Origin of the sequence: Pseudonocardia aurantiaca, from assembly GCF_039526725.1 — a bacterium.
Classification (GTDB): domain Bacteria; phylum Actinomycetota; class Actinomycetes; order Mycobacteriales; family Pseudonocardiaceae; genus Pseudonocardia; species Pseudonocardia aurantiaca.
In genome coordinates this window covers 1-23203 of the sequence record NZ_BAAAJG010000009.1, presented here as the reverse complement: position 1 = coordinate 23203, position 23203 = coordinate 1, and the positions used below count along the sequence as shown (strand labels likewise).

Here is a 23203-nt window from a genome sequence, read left to right as displayed (position 1 = left end):
AGCGGCAGAGCATTGACTCCAAAGGATCATATCAGATATGATCTGTGTGATCCCCATCACCGGCCACGGTCGGGTGGTGGTCCGCCAAGGTCGGCCTCGTGTCGTCGCGGATCACCCTCCCTGCCGCTACTCGATCCGAGGCGCAACGATGCGATCCCGAATCCCGGTTCTGCTCACCTCAGCCGCCCTGGTGCTCACCGCGTGTATGTCAACGCCGGATGGCCCGGACGGACCGTCCGCGTCGATCACCGAGATCACCGACCAGGCGACGCTGGACACACTCGTCGAGGCCGCCCATGAGGAAGGCCGGGTGGTCTGGTACACGTCGGTGCCGAGTGAACGCGCTCAGCAGATCGCCGACATGTTCACCAAGGAATACGACATCGAAGTGGTGGTGCAGCGCTCCGGTGGCAACGACATTCTGCAGCGCTATCTGCTGGAGAAGGAGGCCAAGCGCGTCCAGAACGACGTGCTGACGATCTCCGATCCGGCCGCCTTCATCAATCTCCAGAAGGAGAACGACCTCACCTGCTTCAAGCCGCGCAATTTCGCGGACGTGCCGACCTACGCGAAGGACGCCGGCGGCTGCTGGATCTCCACACGCACCAACGCGATGGTGATGGCGTATAACACCGAGCAGGTCACCGAGCCGCCGGCCGGATGGGGCGACATCGTGAACCCGCGGTTCTCCGGCGACCTGGCCTATGTCGACCCGAACTTCAGCTCCGGCTCCCTGATCGTCACGGCCGGGCTGGCGAACGACCTGGGCTGGGAATGGTTCGACAAGCTCAAGGCGGAGCAGCCGTTCATAGTCAAGAGCAACAACCAGCTGATGGAGACGGTCGTGCTCGGTGAGCGCAGCGTCGCCGCGTTCGTCAACAGCACCTACGTTGCCGAGGCGAAGGCGAAGGGGCAGCCGGTCGAATGGGTGTTCCCCGAGGACGGCGTCTATTTGGTCGCGGCGCCGAGCGCGGTGGTGTCCGGCGCGCCCAACCCGGCCGCCGGCAAGCTGCTGGCCGACTTCCTGCTGACCGAGGCGGTGCAGCAGCTCATGATCGAGGACGGCAACTATGCCGCGGTGGACGGCATGGCCCCGCCGGAGGGGCAGCCGGCGATCGAGGACATGAACGTCCTGGACATCGACTACAACAAGATCGCCACGGACGGCGAGTCCGTCCGCGACCAGTTCAACTCGCTCATCGGGTCGGCCAACTGACCAGCACAACACATTGGGTGATGCGATGAACGCGGTAATGATTGACGATCAGACATCGAAACCGCCCGCGGAGCGGCGCGCGCGCCACAGGCGCGGCTCGGTGAGCGCCAAGCTCGTCCTCGGTGCCGCCGCGGCGGCGCTGGTGGTGCTCGTCGTGTACCCGCTGTTCTGGCTGGTGCTCGGCAGTCTAGGTGGCACCGACAAATTTACGTTCTCGAACTACCTACGGGTGGTGTCCGATCCGGGGCTGTACGACGCGCTGATCAACACCCTGCTGATCGCGACCGGCGCGTGCGTGATCAGCCTGGTGACCGGGGTGCCGATCGCCTGGCTGATCAGCCGGACCAATATTCCCGGCAAAGGCCTGCTGCGCATGCTGACGTCGGTGTCGTTCATGATCCCCGGCTTCCTCAGCGCGCTCGCCTACGTCATGCTCATGGCGCCGAACAACGGGTGGCTCAACCGCCTGGTGGTGAGCGTGACCGGCGCCGAGAAGGGGCCGTTCAACATCTACAGCCTGCCCGGCATCACCATGGTCACCTCGTTCGGTGTCATGGCCTACGTGGTGATGCTGACCTCGGCCGCGCTCGACTCGGTGGACTCCGGGGTGGAGCAGTCCGCCCGCATTCTCGGCGCGTCCCGCTGGAAGATTCTCATGGGAATCACGCTGCCGCTAGTTACGCCTGCGCTGCTGGCATCGGCGCTGCTGGTATTCGTGCAGAGCCTCGCGCTGTTCGGCTCACATGCGATTCTCGGGCTGCCGGTGCAGATCTACACGCTGCCGACCCGGATCTACTCGCTGTTCGCGTTCCCGCCGGACTACGGCGCGGCCACTGCGCTGTCGATGATGCTGGTGCTGCTCACCGTTGGCTGCCTCTACTTGCAGCGGTGGGTACTGGCCCGCCGCTCCTACATCACCACGGGCGGCAAGGCGGGCGTCCATGAGACCCACGACCTCGGCCGGCTCAAGTGGCCCGCGGTGATCGGCTGCCATGCGTTCTTCGCGCTCGCCGTCTACTTTCCGGTCGGCGTGCTTCTCCTGACTTCGCTGATGACCGCCCAGGGCTCCGGACTCACGCTCGACAACTTCACCTTTGACAACTACTTCGCCGTGTTGTTTGAGTCTTCGCTGACCCGGCGCGCGGCCATCAACTCGCTGATCGTGGCCGGCTCGGCGGCGACGCTCGGTGTTCTGCTCGGCGCGCTCATCGCCTATATCAATTTCCGGCTGAAACCGCGGGGCGCTAAGGTCCTCGACTATCTGGCCACGATTCCACTCGGGCTGCCGGGAATCGTGCTCGCGGTCGGCCTCGTGCTGGCGTGGATCCGTCTGCCGGTGGCCGTATACGGCACGCTTGCGATTCTGCTGATCGCCTATCTGACCCGGTACATCCCGCTCGGGGTCCGGTCGGCCGACAGCGCGTTGCGCCAGATCGACCCGTCTCTCGAGGAAGCCGGTCGGATCAGCGGCGGATCGTGGCTGCGCAGCATGGCCGAGATCACGCTGCCGCTGATGAAGGGCGGTCTCGTCGCCGGCTGGTCGCTCATCTTCGTGCAGGCCATCGGCGAGCTTGCCGTCGCCATCATGCTGTTCACAGTGGGCACGGAGACCATCGCCGTGGCCATCTATCAACGGTCGGAGGAGGGCCACTTCGAGGAGGTGGCCGCGCTTTCAATGCTCGTTCTGATCGCTACGGCACTCATCCTCGGGCTGACCCGCCGGCTGACCCGAGCGTCGGTCACCCGGTTCTAGCCTGCCCACCTGGAGGAAACAAATTGGGCACCATCGAAATCAAGGGGTTGTCGAAGAACTATGGCGACCTCCGCGTCGTGGACGCGCTCGGACTGTCGATAGCGGACGGTCAGTTTGTCACCCTGCTCGGGCCGAGCGGCTGCGGCAAGACGACGACACTGCGCATGATCGCCGGGTTCATCACCCCGGACGAGGGCACCATCACTGTCGACGGCGCGGTGCTGTCCTCTCCGGACCACGTGGTTTCGCCGGAGAACCGCGGTATGGGGATGGTGTTCCAGAACTACGCGCTCTGGCCGCACAAGTCCGTCTTCCAGAACGTGGTATACGGGTTGCGCATGCAGCGGCCTAAGCTCAGGCGCGAGGATATGCGAGACAGGGTCGCGGCGATCCTCGACACGGTGGGCCTGGCCGGCTACGGAGACCGCTTCCCCGGTCAGCTCAGCGGTGGCCAGCAGCAGCGGGTGGCGCTGGCCCGCTCGTTGGTCACCGAGCCGTCGATCCTGCTCCTGGACGAGCCGCTGTCTAATTTGGACGCGAAGCTGCGAGACAAGATGCGCGACGAGCTTCAGGAGATCCAGCGCCGCACGAACATCACGTTCGTCTACGTCACCCATGACCAGACCGAGGCGATGAGCATGTCCGACCGGATCGCGGTGCTGCGGGCAGGTGTGCTCGAGCAGTACGCGCCGCCCCGGCAGGTCTACTTCCGGCCGGCCAGTGTCGCGGTGGCGGACTTCATGGGCCTGATCAACCTGATTCCGGCCAGGGTCGAGTCCTACGACAGGCCCACTGCGACCGCGGAGGTCGAACTGGACTTCGGCGCCCGGCTCGGGGTGCCCGCGGCGGACGGATTCGAGCCGGCGGCGGGCGAGCAGGTCACTGTCGCGGTGCGGCCGGAAAGCATCACTATCCGTCCGGCGTCGGCGGTCGATGAGGATCCCTTCGCCGAGGTCAGCCGGGTGATGATGTTGGGACACCTGTGCTACTGCGTGCTCCGCATCGGCGAGGTAGAGCTTCGGGTGCAGACCGACAACCACGTCGATCTCGATCGTGGTGACCGGGTTTGCTTCGACATCGACCCACGACGGGCCAGCGTGTTCCCGGCAAGCACGACATCCGAGTCGGCGCCGGCGAAGGAGCTCGTGTGATGGGGCAGAACGCCGACATCGCGGCGACGGTCGACCGGATCCACCGGGAGACGCCCATTGTGGAGGGACACCGCGACTGCTACGAGCAGATCTACCGGCTCAATCAGGGGGAGGAGAATCCGGTACGAGACCGGCTGGTCCCGAGGCTGCGCCGGGGCGGAGTGGACATTTCGTTCTACGCCATCGGCGGCGACACGATTGCCCACTCCAACGGGACCGACCGGCCGCTGTTCGCGACCCTGCAGAACATCGACGCCCTAGTGCGGATGCTGGACGATCCGAGTACCGATGCCGGCATAGTGCGCGACGCTGCGGACCTGGCCACAGCGCCGGACGGCACCGTCCGGTTCGTCCTGCACCTGGAGGGCGGGCGCCCGCTGGAAGGGGACCTGTCATCGCTGCGCTCCCTGTACCGCCTCGGGGTGCGCTCGGCCCAGCTCACCTGGAACGTCCGCAACGAGCTGGGCGACGGCGTGCACGAACGTCGGTCCGGGGGAGGGCTGAGCAGGTTCGGCGTCGAGGTGGTCGAGGAGATGAACCGGCTCGGGATGCTCGTCGACCTCTCTCACATCGCCGAGGCGGGCTTCTGGCACGCGCTGGAGGTCGCCCGGGCGCCCCTCGTGGTGACGCACGCCAACGCGCGGGCGGTGCTTGATCACCCTCGCAACGTCAGTGACGGGCAGCTTCGGGCGATAGCCGGGGCCCGGGGTGTGATCGGCGCGCACTGCCTGCCCGCCTACGTCGATCCGGACAACGCCGTCGTCGACCGGCTGGTCGACCACATCGCGCACATGGTCGAGGTGGCCGGGATCGACCACGTCGGCATCGGCGCCGACTTCCCGACCAGCGACGGTCCGCGCCCTGCGCGCGAGCAGCGGTTCCCGCGTGACAAGGAGCAGCTCGACGGGTTCTCGGAGATCGACGAGCTGCGCGTGCTGACCACCGCGTTGATGCGGCGCGGTTTCGCCGAGGTCGAAATCGGCAAGCTGCTCGGCGGGAACTTCGTGCGCGTTCTCCGGGAAGTCATCGGCGGCGAAAACGAGAGCCGCGAGGGGGCCAATTTAATATCAGATACATTTCTCGTTGCCGATACAGCCGGGAGGTAAGTCGTGTCCCGATCCGAAGTCGCAGAGCATCTTCAGCCCGGCGTCGAGGAGACCGCCTAGTGGTGCACTAGGTCTGGTCCGTACCAGATGTAATACCAGCAGGCGCAACACGGCACGGGGGAAGGAAACCTCTCTTGAAGATTGTTCGCTACCAGGCAAATGGCTCGCCCTCCTGGGGAATTCTCGAGGACGGCATCGTGCGGTCGGCCGAAGGTGCCCCGTTCGTTGATCTGCGGGACACCGGGCAGGCAGTCGGCCCCCTGGACGACGTGACGCTCCTTGCCCCGATCGCACCCCGTACCGTGATGTGTGTCGGACGCAACTACCGGTCGCACGCCGAGGAGTTCGGCAACAAGGTTCCCGACGAGCCGCTGCTGTTCCTCAAGCCACCGGCATCGATCGTCGGTCCGCATGCCGAGGTCGTTTACCCCAGGATCGCCGGCCGCCTCGACCCCGAAGCCGAGCTGGTGCTGGTCATCGGCCGGCAGGCGCGGAATGTCGCGGAGGCCGACGCGTGGGACTACATCGGCGGCTACACCTGTGGCAACGACTTCACCGCTCGCGACATCCAGAAGTCCGACGGCCAGTGGACGCGCGGCAAGGGCTTCGACACGTTCTGCCCGGTCGGGCCCTGGGTCGAGACCGAGTTCGATCCCACCAGCGTCACGGTCACCTGCACCGTCGACGGCGAGCGCCGCCAGAACGGCAACACGAAGGACCTGATCTTCTCGATCCCGTTCCTCATCGGCTACATCACCCGGTTCACGACCTTGGAGCCGGGCGACATCGTGCTGTCCGGAACGCCGGAAGGGGTCCGGCAGGTCCAGCCGGGCAACACCGTCACGGTGGAGGTCGAGGGCCTTGGCGCGCTTTCCAACTCCGTCGTGGCCGAGCCGTAGCACGCTTCGCTCAGTGCACCGAACGACGCGTTTGGTGCACTGGGCGAACCCAAGACGCGGCCGCCCGTGTCGTCACGGCGGGCGTCTAGCCCGGGTCCGGGCTTGGCAGTCTCGGGCCTCGGGCTAGCGGGAGGTGACGCCGCCGTTCGTGGCGGTGAGCGGGAGATCCACGCGCAGGCTGGTCCCCGCCCCGCGCGGGCTGTCGAGCAGGATTCGGCCGCCGAGCGCCTCAACGCGGTCCTTGAGGCCGACCAGGCCGGTGCCGCGGGTGAAGTCGGCGCCGCCGTCGCCGTTGTCGCGGACCACGACGTGCAGGGCGGCGTCTGCGGCGTCGGCTTCGACGGTGACCGTGACGGCCGAGGCGCGCGCGTGCTTGGCCGCGTTGGTCAGCGCCTCGGCGACGACGTAGTACGCGCTGACCTCGACATGCTCGTTCAGCCGCCCCTCCGCGCGCATGTCGAGGTCGACCGGGATTGGCGAACGGCGGGCGAGCGTCCTGAGGGCGGGGCGGAGGCCGCCCTCGGCCAGGATCGCGGGGTGGATGCCGCGGGCGATCTCGCGCAGCTCGTCCAGCGCGCCGGTCGCCTCGGCGGCGAGCTCGTCGAGCTTGGCGGCGAGCGCGTCGAGCTCGGGCGGCACCGCCGCCCGCGCCGCGCGGAGCTGCAGCGCCAGCGAGACCAGCCGCTGCTGGGCGCCGTCGTGCAGGTCCCGCTCGGTCCGCCGGCGCGTCTGGTCGGCGGCGGCGACGATCCGCGCGCGCGACGTGGTGAGCTCGGCCCGACTTTCGGTGTTGGCGATGGCGGTCGCGACGAGCTCCGTGAACTCGGCCAGCCGCTGCTCGGTGTCCGGGGGGAGCCGGTCGCGCCGCGACCCGACGACCATTGCGCCCCAGAGCCGACCCTCGACCGCGATCGGGCTAGCGACCGCGGAGCGGACTGCCTCGGGGGTGGCCTCGTGCAGGCTCGCCGACGTCGGGGCGTCCAGGTCGCGGCGAGCCGCGCGGCCGGTCGCCTGGACCGACGCCATGGCCAAGTGGGGGTCGGGCGTGCCGCGCGAACCCGGTTCGCGGTGCTCGAACCCGTAGCCTCCCATCGCCGTCGTCTCGCCGTCCGGCTCGAACCGCACGATCGCCGCGGCGTCGGCGCCGAAGAGCGCGCCGACTTCCTCGGCCACCGCGGCGAACACGAGATCCGGCCGCACCCCGCGGGCGACCAGCGTCGCCACCCGTCGCAAAGCCGCCTGCTCGTCGGCGATCCGGCGAAATTCGGCGTAGAGCTGGGCGTTGTCGAGGGAGACGGCGAGTTGACCGGCGATGAGCTTGACACCGTCGAGCCGTTCGGTGGTGAACGCGCCGCGGATGAGGCGATTCTCGAGCAGCAGCACCGCCCGCAGCGTGCCCCGGTTGAGGATGGGTAGGGCCAGCAGCGAGCAGCAGTCGACATCGGTGAAGTACGGGTCGCGGGCGAAGCGGTCGTCGCGGGTGGCGTCGCCCACGACCAGCGGCTCGCCCATCCGTTGGGCGTATCGCAGCACGGACATCGGCACCGCGTGTTTGTGGCCGGTGCCGCTGACCGCGACGGCGCCGCTGCTGTCTGGTGCGGGTAGCAGCCAGTCTTGCCGGTCGTCGCTCCACAGCAACAGGTGGACGCCGGTGGCGCCGGTCATCGCGCTGAGCACCTGAGCGACGCGGGAGTGCAGCCGTTCGATGCTGGTCTGCGAGCTGAGCGCCTGGGACGCGGACAGGATGCCGAGCAGGTCGATCGTTCCGGCCGGGACGGTGGAGCGTCGATGGGGAACACCGCCGGACTGATCGGGGCTGTGTACGGCGGTCGGGTCGCCGTGTGGTCGCAGGGTCGGGTAAGCCCAGTCCAGTTGGGCGACTTTCGCGGTCGCGCCCCAGGCGGCGTAGTCCTGGCGGGCCTGGGCGAGCAGGTCGTAGCCGACTTGCTCGAGGCCGTGAGCCAGAAAGAAGCGGGCCGCGCGTTCGGTGATCAGGGCCCGATGCCAGGGCCTTTGCCGCTGGGCGGCCTCGCGCCGCGCGGTGTCGAAGGCGAGAGCGGCGGCGCGGAAGTCGCCGACCGTCCAGGCCCGCTCGGCCTCGAGCAACCGCAGCAGGTGCCGGAAGTTGTCCGGCGCGTCCGCGGCGCGGGCGGCCAACCACCGCGTCACCTCGTCCAGCTCGGACAAAAGCTCGCCGCGCTGGTCACCGTGGCCGGCGCGGGCCTGCCCGGCCATGGCCAGCCCGCGCAGCAGGCGGGCCACGGCGGTCGGGTAGAGGCCCGGGGCAGCCGGTAGCAGCGGCATCGCCGCCGCGGTGTGCCGCGCCAGTTCGTCCGGATCACCGAAGATGGCGGCGGCGATCGCGCGGGTGAGATGCGCGAAGAAAAGCGCCATCCGGTTGTCGGCGTACCGGTCGAGGGGGACCGCCTCACCGGCCGCGGCGGAGCTGTCGCCGCGCAGCACACCGGCCAGCCACCAATAGGGGTCGAACCACTGGGCAGTCTGCTCGCTGCCGGTACGGCGCACGAACGCCAGCGCCGCCTCCACTTCGGCGACGAAGCTGGCCAGCGATGGCGCGCAGTCCACCAGGTGATACACCGCCGGCTCGTACGCGTATCCGGCGTTGGCCAGGTCACCCCCCGCGATCAGCCCCTCCCGGGCCCGCTGAGCTTCTCGGACACCGTTTTCGATCGGCTCGAACCAGCAGCTCAGAAGAGCGGACAGGAAGCGTGCCTGTGAGGTGTCGGGCTCGTAGCCGCGGGCCTCGCTCAGCGGGAGGATCCGCCGCACCGCCCGGTACCCGGCGGCGTAGTCCTCGCGCAGCGCTATAGCGGCGAAGGGAGTTTGGCTGGCGGGGCCGACCAGGGTACGGCCCGGGCCGTGCTCGCCCCAGATCCGCAGCGCCTCCAGGCTCAGCCAGCCGTACGTGGCGTGGTCGGGGACAAAGTAGACCGCCGGCATGATCGCGTTGAGCAGACGGGTCGCGGCGAGCAGCGTCGGGTCGGTGATCTCCGGCCGAGCCAGATCGTCGGCTGCTTGGGTGTGGTCCAGCCACCGGTACAGATCGTCGAACTGGCGGTCGAGCTCGGCGGGGAGCCGGTCCGCCGCCGGGACGGCGATGCCCAGCTCGCGCAGCGACTCCAGGCCAAGGCCGATCGCCTCCGCGGAACGGTTCCGGTGGGTAAGGCTCTTCACCTGCACCACCGTCGCGTCCGCACGCTGCAAGGCGGTGGTGCACAGCCGGGCGATCGTGCGGTACTCCTCGTCCGCCTCGTCCAGGCGCCCGATGCAGCACAGGGCGGCGTGGCGGCCGGTGTGCACCTCGATCAGCGTGGCGGTCTCGCCCGGGTCGATCAGCCGCAGCGCGCCGGTCAGCAGCGCGTTCACCAGCACGTAGTCCCCGATCAAACTGGCCTGGTCGGCGGCGCGCCGCAGCAGCGCCCCCACCTGGCGTCGCTCGGCGGGGTCGTCGACCGCGTCGACCACCGGCAGGTACTGCTCCGCCGCGACCGCGAACAACTCCGGCACCCCGGCCAGCCGCCGCGCCATCGCCAGCCGCAGCGCGCCTCGCCGCGGCGGGTCCAGCCCGCGCAGGATCACCTCGCGGTTGCGGTCGTGGCGAAACCGCACCGCCTCATGCGCCCCAGGTGCCGCCACCAGAAGGCCCTCGTCGAGGGCGGGTGCCAGCCGTTGCTCCACCACGCCCGCCGGCTCGCCGGTGGCGGCCTGCAGCACGCTCAGCTCGGCGCGCCCACCCAGACACGCCATCGCCTCCACCAGCTGCCGCGACTGCGCCGGCATCGCCTCAACCCGCGCCGCCAACAGCCCGGCCACCTCGGACCGGCCCAGGTGAGCGCGCACCGCCGCCGCGTCCCACCGCCACCCGGCCGCCGTCGCCGCCAACACGCCGGCGCGTCGCAGCGCCTTGACCAACTCCACGGTCTCGTACGGGTTACCGGACGTAGGCGGGTTGATCACCTCGACCAGGCCCGCCGCCGCGGCCGGGTCCGCGTGCAGCATCTCCGCAACCATCGTGACCAGGCTGGGTACCGGCAGGTTGGCCAGCCGCAGGTGCCGCACGCCGGCCTGGTCCCGCCACCGCGACAGCGGCGCCGCCAGCGGATGGGCCGCGTCCACGTCGCCTTCGCGATAGGCACCCACCAGCAGCAGGCCCTCGACCGGCTCCTCACCCAGCACCAGGTCGATAAAGCCGAGTGGTGTGCGCCCCGCCCACTGCAGGTCATCGAGGAACACCACCACCGGCCGTTTCCGCGAGGCGACTGCCCGCAGCCCCGCCACACCCGCTCGCTGCAACCGCACCTGCGCGGTCAACGGATCTCCCGCATCCGGCGGCACCGCCAGCAGCGCCGCGAACTCCGGCAGCACCGCAGTCAGCAGACCCGCGTTCGGCCCGACCGCCCGCAGTATCCGCCCGCGGACATGCGCCAGCTCCTCCTCCCGCTCGGCCAGCAACAGCCGACCCAACGCGCGAAACGCCTGATAGACCGCGTCGAACTCCAGATCCCGCCGGTACTGATCGAACTTGCCGGCCACGAACCAGCCATCCCCGCTCGTGACCACCGGCCGCAGCTCATCGACCAACGCCGTCTTGCCCACCCCCGGCGCCCCGCCGACCAGCACCCCACGACACCGGCTCGCCAGCGCCGCCTCCAGCGTCGCCACCTCGTCGTCGCGGCCCACCAGCCGCGACGGCGGCAGCAACCGCAGCGGCACATCGCGCTCGCCGACCCGCAGCGCAGCCGCTGCCGGACGTGTCTGGGCGTCCCGCAACCGCTCCAGGTCGTAGATCACGCCCTCGGCCGTCTGGTACCGGTTGTCCGGTTCCTTCTCCAGCAGATGCATGATGATCTCGGACAGCGGCGCCGGCACTGCCGGGTTCACCTGCGCCGGCGGCACCGGCACTCGCGCCAAATGATCATGGGTGAGCCGCAGCGGGTCGCCGGAACCGAACGGCGGCCCGCCCGTGGCCAGCTCGTACAGCGTCGCGCCCAGCGCGTAGAGGTCGGCTCGCTGATCCACCGACCGGCCGGTGCGTCCGGTCTGCTCGGGGGCGAGGTACGCGAGCGTCCCTACGATCTCGGTGTGGTGGGTGAACTCGGGGCGGATCTCGGCGAACGAGGTCGCCAACGCGAAGTCCACCAGGCACGGGGCGCCGTCGCGGGAGATCACGATGTTCGCCGGGGTGATGTCCCGGTGCATCACCCCTCGGCGGTGCATCCCCGCCACCGCCCGGGCCAGCTCCAACCCGAGCCCGATCAGGTCATCAACCGCCAGCGGCTTGGCCAGCTCGGCCAGGCTGGTGCCACGGACGTCGGCCAGCAGGATCGACCCCGAGTACCGCGGCGCCTCCACCAGCTGCCCGACCCCCACGACACCGAGCAGTCGCTCCAGCATCGCCAGCTCGTGCCGCAGCCGGCGTTCCGCGTCCGGCCCCAGCGGCTCCTTGTGGATGACTGTGCACCCAGGCAAGAACAGCCGGGTCACACGCGTGCGTTCGCTCTCGTGCAGTAGTTCGGCCCGAATGGGGGGATCTCGTCCCGGCAGCACGCCGTCTGCCGCCATCCGACACCTCCACGCACCGGTCGCAACAGCTCATACCGTGCCTACACCCGCCTGAGGGCGAAAACGACTATTCATGAGACCGCGACGCGGCGCGACCCCGCTAGCCGTACCCGGCACTGGGGGCGAGCCCGGGTGGCCTGGGCCACGGCGCGCAGAGAACAGATCGCCCGGGGAATCAGTCGACCAAGCCGTGGCTTTCGTTCGACGCGATGCGTCGGTGTACTCGAGGGTCGGCGATTCCCGCGGACGGCGGTGACGTTGTCTCGCCGGCGAGTGAGGGGACGGTGCGCAGCGGCGGAACAGTGCCGCTCGGCCGTCCATTGTGGACCACTGTTGATCTTCCTGGTGCACATCTGGTGCACACGAGCACAAAAAACGGCGGTTGACGCTGCGAAACGTCGAGAGACGTTCTCGCAGGTCAACCGCCGTTTCCGGGGCCGACTAGCAGGTCAGTGCGACCTCCGGATCAGACGTCGTAGTACAGGGCGAACTCGTAGGGGTGCGGGCGCAGCCGCAGCGGGTCGATCTCGTTGTCCCGCTTGTAGGAGATCCAGGTCTCGATCAGGTCGGGTGTGAAGACGCCGCCCTCGAGCAGGTACTCGTGGTCGGCCTCGAGCCGGTCGATCACCTCGGCCAGGCTGCCCGGCACCTGCGCGATGTCCTTGGCCTCCTCGGGCGGGAGCTCGTAGAGGTCCTTGTCGATCGGCGCGGCTGGCTCGATCTTGTTCTTGATGCCGTCCATGCCGGCCATCATCATCGCCGAGAAGGCCAGGTACGGGTTGCCGGAGGAGTCGGGACAGCGGAACTCCAGGCGCTTGGCCTTGGGGTTGTTGCCGGTGAGCGGGATGCGGATGCAGGCGGAGCGGTTGCGGGCCGAGTAGACCAGGTTGACCGGCGCCTCGAAGCCCGGCACGAGCCGGTGGTAGGAGTTCACCGTGGGGTTGGTGAACGCCAGCAGGCTCGGGGCGTGGTGCAGGAGGCCGCCGATGTAGTAGCGGGCGGTGTCGGACAGGCCGCCGTAGCCGGACTCGTCGTGGAACAGCGGCTGGCCGTCCTTCCACAGCGACTGGTGGGCGTGCATGCCCGAGCCGTTGTCACCGAAGAGCGGCTTGGGCATGAAGGTGGCGGTCTTGCCGGCGTGCCACGCGGTGTTCTTGACGAGGTACTTGAACAGCATCACGTCGTCGGCGGCATGCAGCAGCGTGTTGAACCTGTAGTTGATCTCGGCCTGGCCGGCGGTGCCCACCTCGTGGTGGCCCCGCTCCACCTCGAAGCCGCTCGAGATCATGTTGGCGACGATGTCGTCGCGCAGGTCGGCGTAGTGGTCCACCGGCGGCACCGGGAAGTAGCCACCCTTGTAGGCGACCTTGTAGCCCTGGTTGCCCCCGGCCTCCTCGCGGCCGGTGTTCCACCAACCCTCGACGGAGTCGATGTGGTGGTACTGCTGGTGCGGGTCGGACCCGAAGCGCACCGAGTCGAAGATGTAGAACTCGGCCTCGGCGCCGAAGAAGGCGGTGTCGGCCACGCCCGTGGCCCGCAGGTATTCCTCCGCCTTGCGCGCGACGTTGCGGGGGTCGCGGCTGTAGGGCTCGCCGGTGATCGGGTCGTGCACGAAGAAGTTGATGTTGAGGGTCTTGTGCTTCCGGAACGGGTCGAGCCGGGCCGTGGCGGCGTCGGGGAAGAGCGCCATGTCGGACTCGTTGATCGCCTGGAAACCGCGGACGGACGAACCGTCGAAGGCGATGCCGTCGTCGATCAGGTCCTGCGTGAAGGTGGACGCAGGGACGGTGAGGTGCTGCATCACGCCGGGGAGGTCGCAGAACCTGATGTCGACGTACTCGACCTTCTCGTCCGAGATGTAGCTCAAGACCTCTTCGGAGTTGCTGAACACCCACTGACTCCTTCGAACGACACATTGGCCGGTAGGACTGCTTACGTCGGCCGCGACGCTATGGCCGCGATGTTGCCCGTTGGTCACTCGGCCGTTTCGCAGAGGTTAACGGACCCGCGCGCGGGGCTGTCCCTCGTCACAGCTTTTCACCCGACCCCCGGGCCGGCTCCGGCGGCTTCCATCCTCCGTCGCATACGCTGGTGCGCATGGCCCGGTGGATCGAGTCCTTCATACCCGGAGCCGCTGGTGGGACGGCCGATGGCAGCACGGGCGGACATCCGGGGCAACGGCTCGGGCTGCCCGCGCAGGGCGTCAGCTCGGTGGCCCGATTCGGTAGCCGTGCGGCCGCGCTGCTCGTCGACTGGCTGCTCGCGTACGGGATCGCGGCGTTGCTCACCGGGCCGGATGCGCTGAGCAACCCGAGCTTCGGCTGGAACGTGCTCGGTGTCTGGTTCCTCCTCACTGCGGTGCCGGTCGCGGTGTTCGGCGCCACCGCCGGCATGACGGCGCTGGGCATCCGGGTGGCGTCGATCGACTCGTCGGCGGTGGTGGGTGTGCCGCGGGCGCTGCTGCGCACCGCGCTGATCGCGTTGGTGCTCCCGCCGATCTTCCGCGACGAGGACGGCCGCGGCTGGCACGACCGCGCCGCCCGCACCGTGGTCGTGCGCACCCGGGCTTGACCCTCCCCGTGGGGGAGACCGGAGCGTCGCCGGCATGAACGCAGACACCCACGCCCGAACCACCGGCAGCCGGTGCACCGAACCCCGGCTCGTCACCGTGCCCGCACGCGACGTCCTCGCCGTCGACGGCACCGGCGCACCCGAGTCTCCCGCCTTCACCTCTGCCATCGGAGCGCTGTTCGCGCTGCGCGGCGTGCTCGGTGCGGCCGCCGACGTCCCGCTCGAGGGCACCTACAACCAGGACGGCGACCCGCTTCGCTTCGACCTGCACGACCCGGACGGCTGGCGGTGGCAGCTCCTCGTGCCCGCGCCTGCGGGCGCCACCGCCGAGACCGTCGCCGCCGCCGGGATCGACCCCCGCATCCGGCTGGTCCGGCAGCCGGAGGAGCAGGTGGCGCGGCTCGTCCACCACGGCCCCTACGCCGACGAGCAGCCGTCGCTCGACGCGCTGTACACCTACGTCGCGAGCGCCGGCCGCACCGCCGCCGGTCCGCACACCGAGGTCTACGTGACCGACCCGTCCACCACCCCGCCGGCCGAGCTGCGGACGTGGCTGCAGGTGCCGGTGCGCTGACGGGGCTGCATTGGCCGGCGGGGCTGCATTGATGGGCCCGCGTTGATGGGATGGGCATATGACGCTGATGCCGATCGGCGAGTTCGCCCGCCTGGCGCGGCTCACGGTGAAGGCCGTGCGCCACTACGACGCCGAGGGACTGCTCGTCCCGGCATCGGTGGACGCGCACTCCGGGTACCGGTTCTACCGGGCCGAGCAGGTCCGCACGGCAACGACGATCGCGCTGCTGCGCGGCCTCGACGTGCCGCTCCCCGTCGTGCGCGAGGTGCTGGAGGCCACCGACGGCGCCGCCGTGGCCGCCGCGCTCGCTCGTCAGCGGGAGCGCCTGGCCGCCGAGCTGGCCCGGCGTGAGCAGGTGCTGCGCTCGCTCGACGCGCTCCTGCTCGCGCCGGAGCGGGTGCAGTACGACGTCGCGGTGGCGGAGCGGCCGCCCGTGCGCCTGGACGGGGTGTCCGGCCGCGTCCGGGCCGACGCGCTGGACGAGGACACTGGCGCGCTCTGCCGGGCCGCCCTCGAATCAGGCGCCGTCAAGGGGCGGGAGCCGCTCGTGGCGGTCTTCCCGCTGGACCTGGTGGACGAGTTCTCCGTGACGGTGGGCGTGCCCGCGGCGTCGGGAGGCACGGTGCTGCCGGGCGGCGCGTGGGCGACCACGTTGCACGTCGGCCCGTACGCGGAGCTGCCGTTGGCCTACACGGCGCTCCTGGAGCACGTGCGCATGCTCGGCCGCGCAGTGATCGGGCCCGTGACCGAGACCTACCTGACCGACCCGGGCACGGCGGCGCCGGACGAGTTGGTGACGCGGCTGGCCGTGGCGCTCCAGAGCTGAGGTGCCCCGGCCGGGTTCAGCGGCCGGTATTCAGCGGCTGGGGTTCAGCGGCGCCGGGCCATGCGCTGCATGCTGCCGCGCATCCGCGCCCCGCCGGGAATCGGGCCCTTCGGCAGCGCCGCGGCGCGGGTGCCGAGCGCGGCGAGCCGGGCCTCCATCGACTCCATCTGGTTCTTGTCGATGTTGCGGGGCAGCTTCATGAGGTGGCGCTGCAGCTTCTTGAGCGGCACCTGGCCCTCGTCGTTGCCGACGACGATGTCGTAGATCGGCATCGACCCGGCGACCCGCGCGGTGCGCTTCTTCTCCTGCGCGAGCAGGTTCTTGACGCGGTGCGGGGCGCCCTCGGCGACGAGGATGATGCCCGGCCGGCCGATCACGCGGTGCACGGCGTCGAGGTGGGTGGTGCCGGCGACGCCGGGCGTGACGCGCCACTGGCCGCGCATGTTGTCCAGAGCCCAGCCCGCGGCCCCCGCCTGCCCGTCGGCCTTCGAGTAGACGCTGCTCTGCACGCGCCGACCGAAGATCGTGACGGCGGCGAGGGCGCCTACCGCGATGCCGAGCGGCAGCGCGAACCATTGCATCCCGAAGATCCAGCCAACGCCGAAGACGACGCCGACCGACACCAGGAAGGCGCCGACCATCAGCGGGACGAGCGCCTTGTCGTCGCGGCGCTGCATCTTGAACGCCTCGAAGATCTGCTTGAAGTTCTGCTTGCGGCGAGCCCTCGACTCAGCGCGCTTCGCGCGCTTGGCTTCCTGCGTCGCTGCCTTGTCGGGCTTCCCACCGGCCATATGACCAGGATACGGGCAACGCGCGGCTACCGGGCCAGCAGGGATCGCGCTTCCTGAGCTGCGGCGCCCTCCGCCGCAAGGTGCGCGAGCTCGGGAGAGAGCTCCTCGCCGCGGTGGGCGACAGTCTGGGCGTACAGCCGGCCCGCGCGGTAGCTGGAGCGCACGAGCGGGCCAGCCATGACACCGGCGAAGCCCATCGCCTCCGCGGCTTTCGCGTGCTCCACGAACTCCTCGGGCTTGACCCACCGCTCCACGGGATGGTGGCGGGCCGAGGGGCGCAGGTACTGGGTGATCGTGATGATCTCGCAGCCGGCCTCGTGCAGGTCACGGAGTGCGGAGACGACCTCCTCCGGCGTCTCGCCCATGCCGAGGATGAGGTTCGACTTCGTGACGAGTCCGGCGGCGCGGGCCTTGGCGATCACCTCGAGCGAGCGGTCGTAGCGGAACGCCGGCCGGATCCGCTTGAAGATCCGCGGGACCGTCTCCAGGTTGTGTGCCAGCACCTCGGGCCGGGAGCCGAACACCTCGCCGAGCTGGTCGTCGCGCGAGTTGAAGTCGGGGATCAGCAGCTCGACGCCGGTGCCAGGGTTGAGCGCGTGGATCTGACGGACCGTCTCGGCGTAGAGCCACGCTCCGCCGTCCGGGAGGTCGTCGCGGGCCACGCCCGTGACGGTCGAGTAGCGCAGGCCCATCGTCCGCACCGACTCGGCGACGCGCCGCGGCTCGTCCCGGTCCAGGTCGGCGGGCTTGCCGGTGTCGATCTGGCAGAAGTCGCACCGCCGCGTGCACTGCTCGCCGCCGATGAGGAAGGTGGCCTCGCGGTCTTCCCAGCACTCGTAGATGTTGGGGCAGCCCGCCTCCTCGCACACCGTGTGCAGGCCGCCGCTTCGCACGAGCGACTTGAGCTCGGTGTACTGCGGGCCCGTGCGGGCCTTCGTGCGGATCCACGGCGGTTTGCGCTCGATGGGGGTCTCGCTGTTGCGAACCTCCAGCCGGAGCAGCTTGCGACCCTCGGGTGCGATCGTCACGGAGGTCAGACTACGCCGCGGCGCGATCGCCACCTCCGTGGACGAAGGGGACCCTCTTCACATCCCTCCCACCGGTCGCCCTCCTACTCCCACGGCCGGGCGCGAAGGGGATTAGCGTTTTCCCCGTGGATCTGCGCATCTTTACCGAGCCCCAGCAGGGGGCCACCTACGACGACCAGCTGGCCGTCGCCCGTACCGCCGAGGCAGCGGGCTACGACGCCTTCTTCCGGTCCGACCACTACCTCTCGATGGGCGAGGTGTCGGGCGAGCCAGGGCCGACGGACGCGTGGCTGACCCTGGCGGCGCTCGCCAGGGAGACCTCGACGATCCGGCTCGGCACTCTGGTGAACTCGGCGACGTTCCGGCTGCCGGGGCCGCTCGCGATCAGCGTGGCCCAGGTCGACCAGATGTCGGGCGGGCGCGTCGAGCTGGGCCTGGGCGCCGGGTGGTTCGACGCCGAGCACGCCGCCTACGGCATCCCGTTCCATCCGGTGCGCGAGCGGTTCGACCGGCTCGCCGAGCAGCTGGAGATCGTCACCGGGCTGTGGCGCACGCTGCCGGGTGAGCGCTACTCCTTCAGCGGCGAGCACTACACCCTGACGGACTCGCCCGCGCTGCCCAAGCCTGTGCAGCAGCCGCACCCGCCGGTGATCATCGGCGGCAACGGCAAGAAGCGCACGCCCGAGCTGGCGGCCCGCTACGCCACCGAGTTCAACGTCGCGTTCTCGCCGATCGATGCGGTGGCGGCGCAGTTCGAGCGCGTCGACGCCGCCTGCAGGGCGATCGGGCGCGACCCGGAGGGGATCGTGCGCTCGGTCGCGCACACGATCGCCGTCGGCCGCGACGACGCCGAGGCCGAGCGCCGCGCCGTCACGATCGGCAGGGACGTGGCGGAGATGCGCCAGAACCCGCTCTTCGGCACGCCGGCCCAGGTGGTCGACAAGCTGGGGGAGTGGCGCGAGAAGACCGGGATCACGCGCGCCTACCTGCAGCTGCTCGACATGGCAGATCTCGACCAGGTCGAGCTCATCGCCGCCGAGGTGGCCCCGCAGCTCGACTGAGCGCTCACCCCGAATGCCTGGGAAGCCACATTGCAGTCGGCTACTGCCCTGATGTGGCTTTCCAGGCGTTCGTGCGCGGGCGGGGTCTTACCGGAATTGGCCCGCTATGTCCGCTGCCGCTGTCAGTAGCACCAGCGCCGGCACCACCGCCCGGGTCGCCACCCGGTAGGAGCCCCGTCCGTCCTGTTCGACGAGGCCGCAGTGGGTGAGTGACCGCAGGTGGTGGTAGAGCTGCCCGGTCGACGCGAGACCGGCGGCCTCCTGGAGCGCCGCCGTGCCGAGCGGGCCGTCGGTGAGCAGGCTCCGGACGATCCGGGCGCGCGCCGGGTGCCCGAGCGCCGCGAGCACCGCGACGCGCAGATCGTCGTCGAGGTCGAGCACCGCGCGGGCGTCGAGCGCGATCTCCCACGTGATGTCTCCGTGGAGGTGCACCTCTCCCGAGTAGCGGACGACACCTGCCCCGCTCGGTGCCTGCTCCTCCGCTGTCGGGGCGGCGTCCCCGCGTGCCTCGAGCGCCGCCACCCGTTGTTCCAGGTCTGCGAGCCGCTGCGGGAGGTCGTCGTCCACGTCCACCCGGTCAGCATGCCCGCTGCCGGTCACCGGACTCCGACGGCCGCGCCCAGACGTCCCAGCAGGTCGTCGTCGAGCAGCGCCTGCTGGGTCAGCAGCACCGGCGCACCGGAGGTGAGCGCCTCGAGGTAGGCGGGCATCGGCATCCCTGACAGCGCGACCACGGCCACGCCGAGGGTGCCGTCGGCGCGGCGGAGCGTCACCGCGTTGGTGAGGATCCCCGGCAGGCTCCCGCCCTTCTGTCCTGCGCCCAGCACGCCCGGCGGGAGCCGGTCCGCGAGCGGGCGCTCCAGGTGCGCGCGCACGATCGCGGATGTCTCCGGCCCGAACCCGTCCGTCGCCGCCGCGCGGTGCATGCCGGCGAGCTGCGTGACCGTGCCTGCGGGCCCTCCGTCGCTCCACTCGATGAGTCGGTCCACCGCCGGGTGCTGGGTCGCCGGGTCTTGGGTCGCCGGGTCTTGGGTCGCCGGGTCTTGGGTCGCCGGGTCTTGGGTCGCGGCGCCCTGCGCTGCGGCCTCGAAGGCTGCGGCCTGCTGCGCCACGGCGGCCCGCCAGCCGGGATCGCCCGCGAAGCGGCGCAGCGACGCGACCGTCGCGGCCCGCCGGTTCGCCGGATCCGGCGGCGGGTCGGTGGTGAAGACACCGGGGGCGAGCAGGCCCTCCCCGCCGAAGCTCGGCAGGTCCGGGGCGGTCCAGCCGCCCGCCGCCGCGGCCGCGACGAGGGCATTATCGCCGAGGGTCTCGCGGAGCAGGTCGGGTGCCGCGCTGTCGCTCACCGCGATCATCACCGCGGCCAGGTCGTCCCAGCGCACGGCATCGTCCGCGCCGACGCCCAGCGCCTGCAGCGCCTGCCGGTGCGCGAAGCCGTCGGTGCCCGGCACGTACCAGCGCTCCCACTCGGCCACGGGCACCCGGGTGTCCGGGTTGAGCCGCCCGGCCACCACCGCCTGTGCGTAAGCGGTGAGGTGCACGACCTTGCCCGCCGACGCCAGCGGCCGGGACCGGTCGGCCAGGTGCGTGATGAGCCGGCCGCGCCCGTCGTCCACCAGCACGGAGGCGGCCTCGGGATGCGCGGCGATCCAGTCGACCAGGGCGTCGGCGCCGTCGATCGGCCGGGGCGGCGCCGGTGGCGGGGACGTGGGTGGCGGGGACGTGGGTGGTGGTAGCGCCGGGGCGCACGCCGTGCCGAGCGCGAGCAGGGCGGTGGCGCCGAGGAGTCGGCGACGGCTCACGGTCCTCCAATCCTCCGTAATAGCGGAATTACGGAGTACGATAGCAGCGCAGGAAACGTTGCAGCGAGAGGAGCCGGGGATGGCGGACGAGGACAGCGAGCGCACGCACAAGCCCAGCCTGATGACGGGTGTCGTCATCGGGACTGTGCTGGGGCTGCCGATCGGGCTCGTGATGGACAACTTGGCAATGGGCATACCCATCGGCCTGGTGCTCGGCATCGCCATGTCGAGCTCGCGCGCGGTCGTGTCACGGCGGCGCGGGCGCGGAGGAACACAAGGGCGTGAGTGAGCCCTCGCTACCGGCTCAGTGCAGCGCGGGGTGCAGCTGCAGGTCGAGCCCGGCCGGCGCGGCGGCCCGCGGCACCACGTGCTCGGTGACGGGAAGGTGGCCTGCCAGCGCCGCGGTGACGGCGCCGGCCGTCGCGTCGAGCACCTCGGCCACCGGCACCGGACGGCCGAGCTCGGCGCTCAGCGTGCTGACGCCGGCGTCGGCGATCCCGCAGGGGACGATCCGGTTGTAGGCGTCGAGGTCGTTGTCACAGTTCAGGGCGAAGCCGTGCAGCGTCACTCCGCCCTGTACGCGGATGCCGATCGCGCCGATCTTGCGCTCCGGGCGGCGGTCGTCGGCCGGGAGCCACACGCCGCTGCGGCCCTCGATGCGGCCGGCGGCGGTGACGCCGAGGTCGTGCGCGACGCGGATGAGCGCCTCCTCCAGCCGCCGCACGAAGTCGACGACGTCGAGCGGCTCGGCCAGCCCGACGATCGGGTAGCCGACGAGCTGACCGGGCCCGTGCCAGGTGATCCGGCCGCCGCGGTCCACGTCGACGACCGGGGTGCCGTCGGTGGGGCGGTCCTCCGGCTGGGTGCGCTTGCCCGCCGTGAAGACCGGGGGGTGTTCGAGAAGCATCAGCACGTCCGGCCCGGTGCCGTCGCGGCGGGCGTCGGCGTTGGCGCGCTGGAGGTCCCACGCCGTGACGTAGTCCACGAGCCCGAGGCTGTCGATCCGGAGCGGTTCGGTGCTGCGGCGGCAGGCCTGGTTCCCCATGGTCTGCACGCTACGCCCTGCGCTCAGCGTTCGACCGCGGCCTGGAGCGCTTCCCGGATGCTCTGGTGCCGGAACTGGTAGCCGTGCTTCTGCAGCACCGCGGGCACCGCGAGCGGCCCCGTGAGCACGAGTTCCTCTGCCATCTGCCCGAGCGCGGCGGTCAGGACGAAGCCCGGCACGACGAACGGGGCCGGGCGGCCCAGCACCTCGGCGAGCGCGGCGGTGAAATCGGCGTTGGTGGCGGGCTCCGGACCTGCGAAGTTGACCGGTCCGGACACCTCTTGGCGTTCCAGCAGGAACCGCATCGCGCCCACCTCGTCGTCCAGGGAGATCCACGGGAACGCCTGCCTCCCCGTGCCGAGACGCCCACCGAGCATGAGTCGGAAGAGCGGGCGCAGGCGGCCGAGCAGGCCGCCTGCGGGGGATAGCACCAGCGACGACCGCATCAGCACGACTCGGGCACCCGCGGCCGCCGCCGGAGCCGTGGCGGCCTCCCAGTCGCGGCAGACCTCGGCGAGGAACCCCGCGCCCGCCGGCGCCGACTCGTCGACGACCTGGGAGCCGGTGTCGCCGTAGTAGTTGATGCCCGACGCGCTGAGCATGGTGCCGACCCCGTGCTCGGCGACGGCCGTGGCGAGCACCTCGGTGGGGACGTTGCGGCTGTCGCGCAGCAGTTGCTTCCGCGCTCCGCTCCACGGCCGGTCACCGATGCCCGCGCCGTTGAGATTGATCACAGCGTCGACCCCGTCGAAGGTGCCGGCGTCGATCCGGCCGGCGGGTGGGTCCCAGCCCCGCTCGTCCGGGGCTGCAGGCGCCCGTCGGACGAGCCGCAGCACCTCGTTGCCCGCGTGCCGCAGGTGGGCGACGAGCGCCGTTCCGATCATGCCGGACGATCCGGCGACGAGGACGCGCACCCGATGATCCTCCCGGAACACGACGGCCCGCGCGACTCGGGCAGGTGCCGAATCGGGCGGGCCGCGTGGAACGAGCGGTCAGAGACCCAGGTCGGCCTCGAAGGCACCTTCCTCGAGACGCGCCTTGATCGCGCTGACGAACCGGCCGGCGTCGGCGCCGTCGACGATGCGGTGGTCGTAGGTCAGCGGCAGGTAGCAGACCGACCGGATGGCGATGGAGTCGTCGCCGTCCGGGCCGGTGACGACCGTGGGCTGCTTCGTGATCTTGCCCGTGCCGAGGATCGCGACCTGCGGCTGGTTGATGATCGGTGTGTCGAAGAGCGCACCGGCGCTGCCGATGTTGGTGATCGTGAACGTGCCGCCGGACAGCTCGTCGGGACCGATCTTGTTGTCCCGGGTGCGCTGGGCCACGTCGGCGATGCGCCGGGCGAGCCCGGCGATGTTCAGATCCTCAGCGTTCTTGATCACCGGCACGAGCAGGCCGCGCGGGGTGTCCACCGCGACGGCCAGGTGCACGGCCCCGTGGTAGGTCACCTCCTTCGTCTCCTCGTTGATCGAGGCGTTGACCTGAGGGAACGCCTTCAGCGCCTCTACCGTGGCCTTCGCGAAGAACGGCAGGAAGGTGAGCTTGACGCCCTCGCGCCGCTCGAACTCGGCCTTGGCGCGGGCCCGCAGCGCGGCGATCCGCGTGACGTCGACCTCCTGCACGGTGGTGAGCTGCGCCGAGACCCGCAGCGACTCCGTCATCCGCTGCGCGATGAGCTGCCGCAGCCGCGGCATCTTCACGGTGGTGCCCGGCTCGGGGGCACCCGCAGCGGGCCGCGGCACCTGCCGCGGCGCGGCGGCGGGCGACGGGGCGCTCGCCGCGGGGGCGGGCGCGGCG

At 70.6% G+C, this 23203-nt stretch carries 19 protein-coding genes; 10 read left to right on the top strand and 9 right to left on the bottom strand.

Going from position 1 to position 23203, the window contains the following annotated elements:
* The first annotated feature begins 148 nt into the window (after window positions 1–148).
* From ABD143_RS14915 to ABD143_RS14895, 5 genes are all read left to right on the top strand, one after another.
* On the top strand, window positions 149–1216 hold the full coding sequence (locus ABD143_RS14915; RefSeq protein WP_343977515.1) for an ABC transporter substrate-binding protein: 1068 nt from the start codon (window positions 149–151) through the stop codon (window positions 1214–1216).
* 37 nt (window positions 1217–1253) lie between these two features.
* A complete protein-coding gene (locus ABD143_RS14910; protein WP_343977512.1) occupies window positions 1254–2969 on the top strand; it encodes an ABC transporter permease in 1716 nt (571 codons plus the stop codon).
* A 23-nt stretch (window positions 2970–2992) separates the two neighbouring features.
* Window positions 2993–4120 (top strand): ABC transporter ATP-binding protein, encoded by a 1128-nt coding sequence (locus tag ABD143_RS14905; RefSeq protein ID WP_343977509.1) that lies wholly within the window; start codon window positions 2993–2995, stop codon window positions 4118–4120.
* Window positions 4120–5226, top strand: coding sequence for a dipeptidase (locus ABD143_RS14900; protein WP_343977507.1), 1107 nt, complete (start codon window positions 4120–4122; stop codon window positions 5224–5226). The genes ABD143_RS14905 and ABD143_RS14900 overlap by 1 nt, the downstream gene beginning before the upstream one ends.
* A 134-nt stretch (window positions 5227–5360) precedes the next feature.
* The gene (locus ABD143_RS14895; protein WP_343977504.1) at window positions 5361–6125 is read left to right on the top strand and encodes a fumarylacetoacetate hydrolase family protein; all 765 of its coding nucleotides are present in this window, start codon (window positions 5361–5363) and stop codon (window positions 6123–6125) included.
* Between the two features lie 123 nt (window positions 6126–6248).
* Here the strand turns inward: ABD143_RS14895 and ABD143_RS14890 are convergent, their stop codons facing one another.
* A complete protein-coding gene (locus tag ABD143_RS14890; RefSeq protein ID WP_343977501.1) occupies window positions 6249–11630 on the bottom strand; it encodes an AAA family ATPase in 5382 nt (1793 codons plus the stop codon).
* 544 nt (window positions 11631–12174) lie between these two features.
* On the bottom strand, window positions 12175–13599 hold the full coding sequence (gene glnA, locus ABD143_RS14885) for a type I glutamate--ammonia ligase (RefSeq protein ID WP_343977498.1): 1425 nt from the start codon (window positions 13597–13599) through the stop codon (window positions 12175–12177).
* Window positions 13600–13805: 206 nt separating this feature from the next.
* Here glnA and ABD143_RS14880 point away from each other — a divergent pair, with 206 nt between their 5' ends.
* Genes ABD143_RS14880 through ABD143_RS14870 form a run of 3 tightly spaced genes read left to right on the top strand, consistent with a single transcriptional unit; the run spans window position 13806 to window position 15679 of the window.
* Complete coding sequence (locus ABD143_RS14880; RefSeq protein WP_343977495.1) at window positions 13806–14279, top strand: RDD family protein; 474 nt, start codon at window positions 13806–13808, stop codon at window positions 14277–14279.
* A 34-nt stretch (window positions 14280–14313) separates the two neighbouring features.
* Window positions 14314–14853 (top strand): GyrI-like domain-containing protein, encoded by a 540-nt coding sequence (locus ABD143_RS14875; protein WP_343977493.1) that lies wholly within the window; start codon window positions 14314–14316, stop codon window positions 14851–14853.
* A gap of 58 nt (window positions 14854–14911) precedes the next feature.
* Window positions 14912–15679, top strand: coding sequence for a MerR family transcriptional regulator (locus ABD143_RS14870; RefSeq protein WP_343977490.1), 768 nt, complete (start codon window positions 14912–14914; stop codon window positions 15677–15679).
* 44 nt (window positions 15680–15723) lie between these two features.
* Here the strand turns inward: ABD143_RS14870 and ABD143_RS14865 are convergent, their stop codons facing one another.
* Together ABD143_RS14865 and lipA are read right to left on the bottom strand one after the other, a co-directional pair.
* Window positions 15724–16470, bottom strand: a complete 747-nt coding sequence (locus ABD143_RS14865; protein WP_343977487.1) for a DUF4191 domain-containing protein — start codon at window positions 16468–16470, stop codon at window positions 15724–15726.
* A 26-nt stretch (window positions 16471–16496) separates the two neighbouring features.
* Window positions 16497–17498 (bottom strand): lipoyl synthase, encoded by a 1002-nt coding sequence (gene lipA, locus ABD143_RS14860; protein ID WP_343977484.1) that lies wholly within the window; start codon window positions 17496–17498, stop codon window positions 16497–16499.
* Between the two features lie 125 nt (window positions 17499–17623).
* Here lipA and ABD143_RS14855 point away from each other — a divergent pair, with 125 nt between their 5' ends.
* Window positions 17624–18559 carry an LLM class F420-dependent oxidoreductase gene (locus ABD143_RS14855; protein ID WP_343977481.1) on the top strand — a complete coding sequence of 312 codons (936 nt, stop codon included), beginning with the start codon at window positions 17624–17626 and terminating at the stop codon, window positions 18557–18559.
* Window positions 18560–18646: 87 nt separating this feature from the next.
* Here ABD143_RS14855 and ABD143_RS14850 read toward each other — a convergent pair whose 3' ends face one another.
* Complete coding sequence (locus tag ABD143_RS14850; protein WP_343977478.1) at window positions 18647–19132, bottom strand: ArsR/SmtB family transcription factor; 486 nt, start codon at window positions 19130–19132, stop codon at window positions 18647–18649.
* Between the two features lie 23 nt (window positions 19133–19155).
* Window positions 19156–20361, bottom strand: a complete 1206-nt coding sequence (locus tag ABD143_RS14845; protein WP_343977475.1) for a serine hydrolase — start codon at window positions 20359–20361, stop codon at window positions 19156–19158.
* 79 nt (window positions 20362–20440) lie between these two features.
* Here ABD143_RS14845 and ABD143_RS14840 point away from each other — a divergent pair, with 79 nt between their 5' ends.
* A complete protein-coding gene (locus tag ABD143_RS14840; RefSeq protein ID WP_343977472.1) occupies window positions 20441–20650 on the top strand; it encodes a hypothetical protein in 210 nt (69 codons plus the stop codon).
* A gap of 15 nt (window positions 20651–20665) precedes the next feature.
* On the opposite strand, the gene lipB is transcribed toward ABD143_RS14840, so the two are convergent.
* The 3 genes from lipB to sucB all read right to left on the bottom strand — a co-directional run.
* Window positions 20666–21406, bottom strand: coding sequence for a lipoyl(octanoyl) transferase LipB (lipB, locus tag ABD143_RS14835; RefSeq protein WP_343977469.1), 741 nt, complete (start codon window positions 21404–21406; stop codon window positions 20666–20668).
* 23 nt (window positions 21407–21429) lie between these two features.
* Complete coding sequence (locus ABD143_RS14830; protein WP_343977466.1) at window positions 21430–22320, bottom strand: TIGR01777 family oxidoreductase; 891 nt, start codon at window positions 22318–22320, stop codon at window positions 21430–21432.
* Window positions 22321–22398: 78 nt separating this feature from the next.
* Window positions 22399–23203, bottom strand: an 805-nt coding sequence (gene sucB, locus ABD143_RS14825) for a 2-oxoglutarate dehydrogenase, E2 component, dihydrolipoamide succinyltransferase (protein ID WP_343977462.1), incomplete at its 5' end; no start/stop codon positions are given.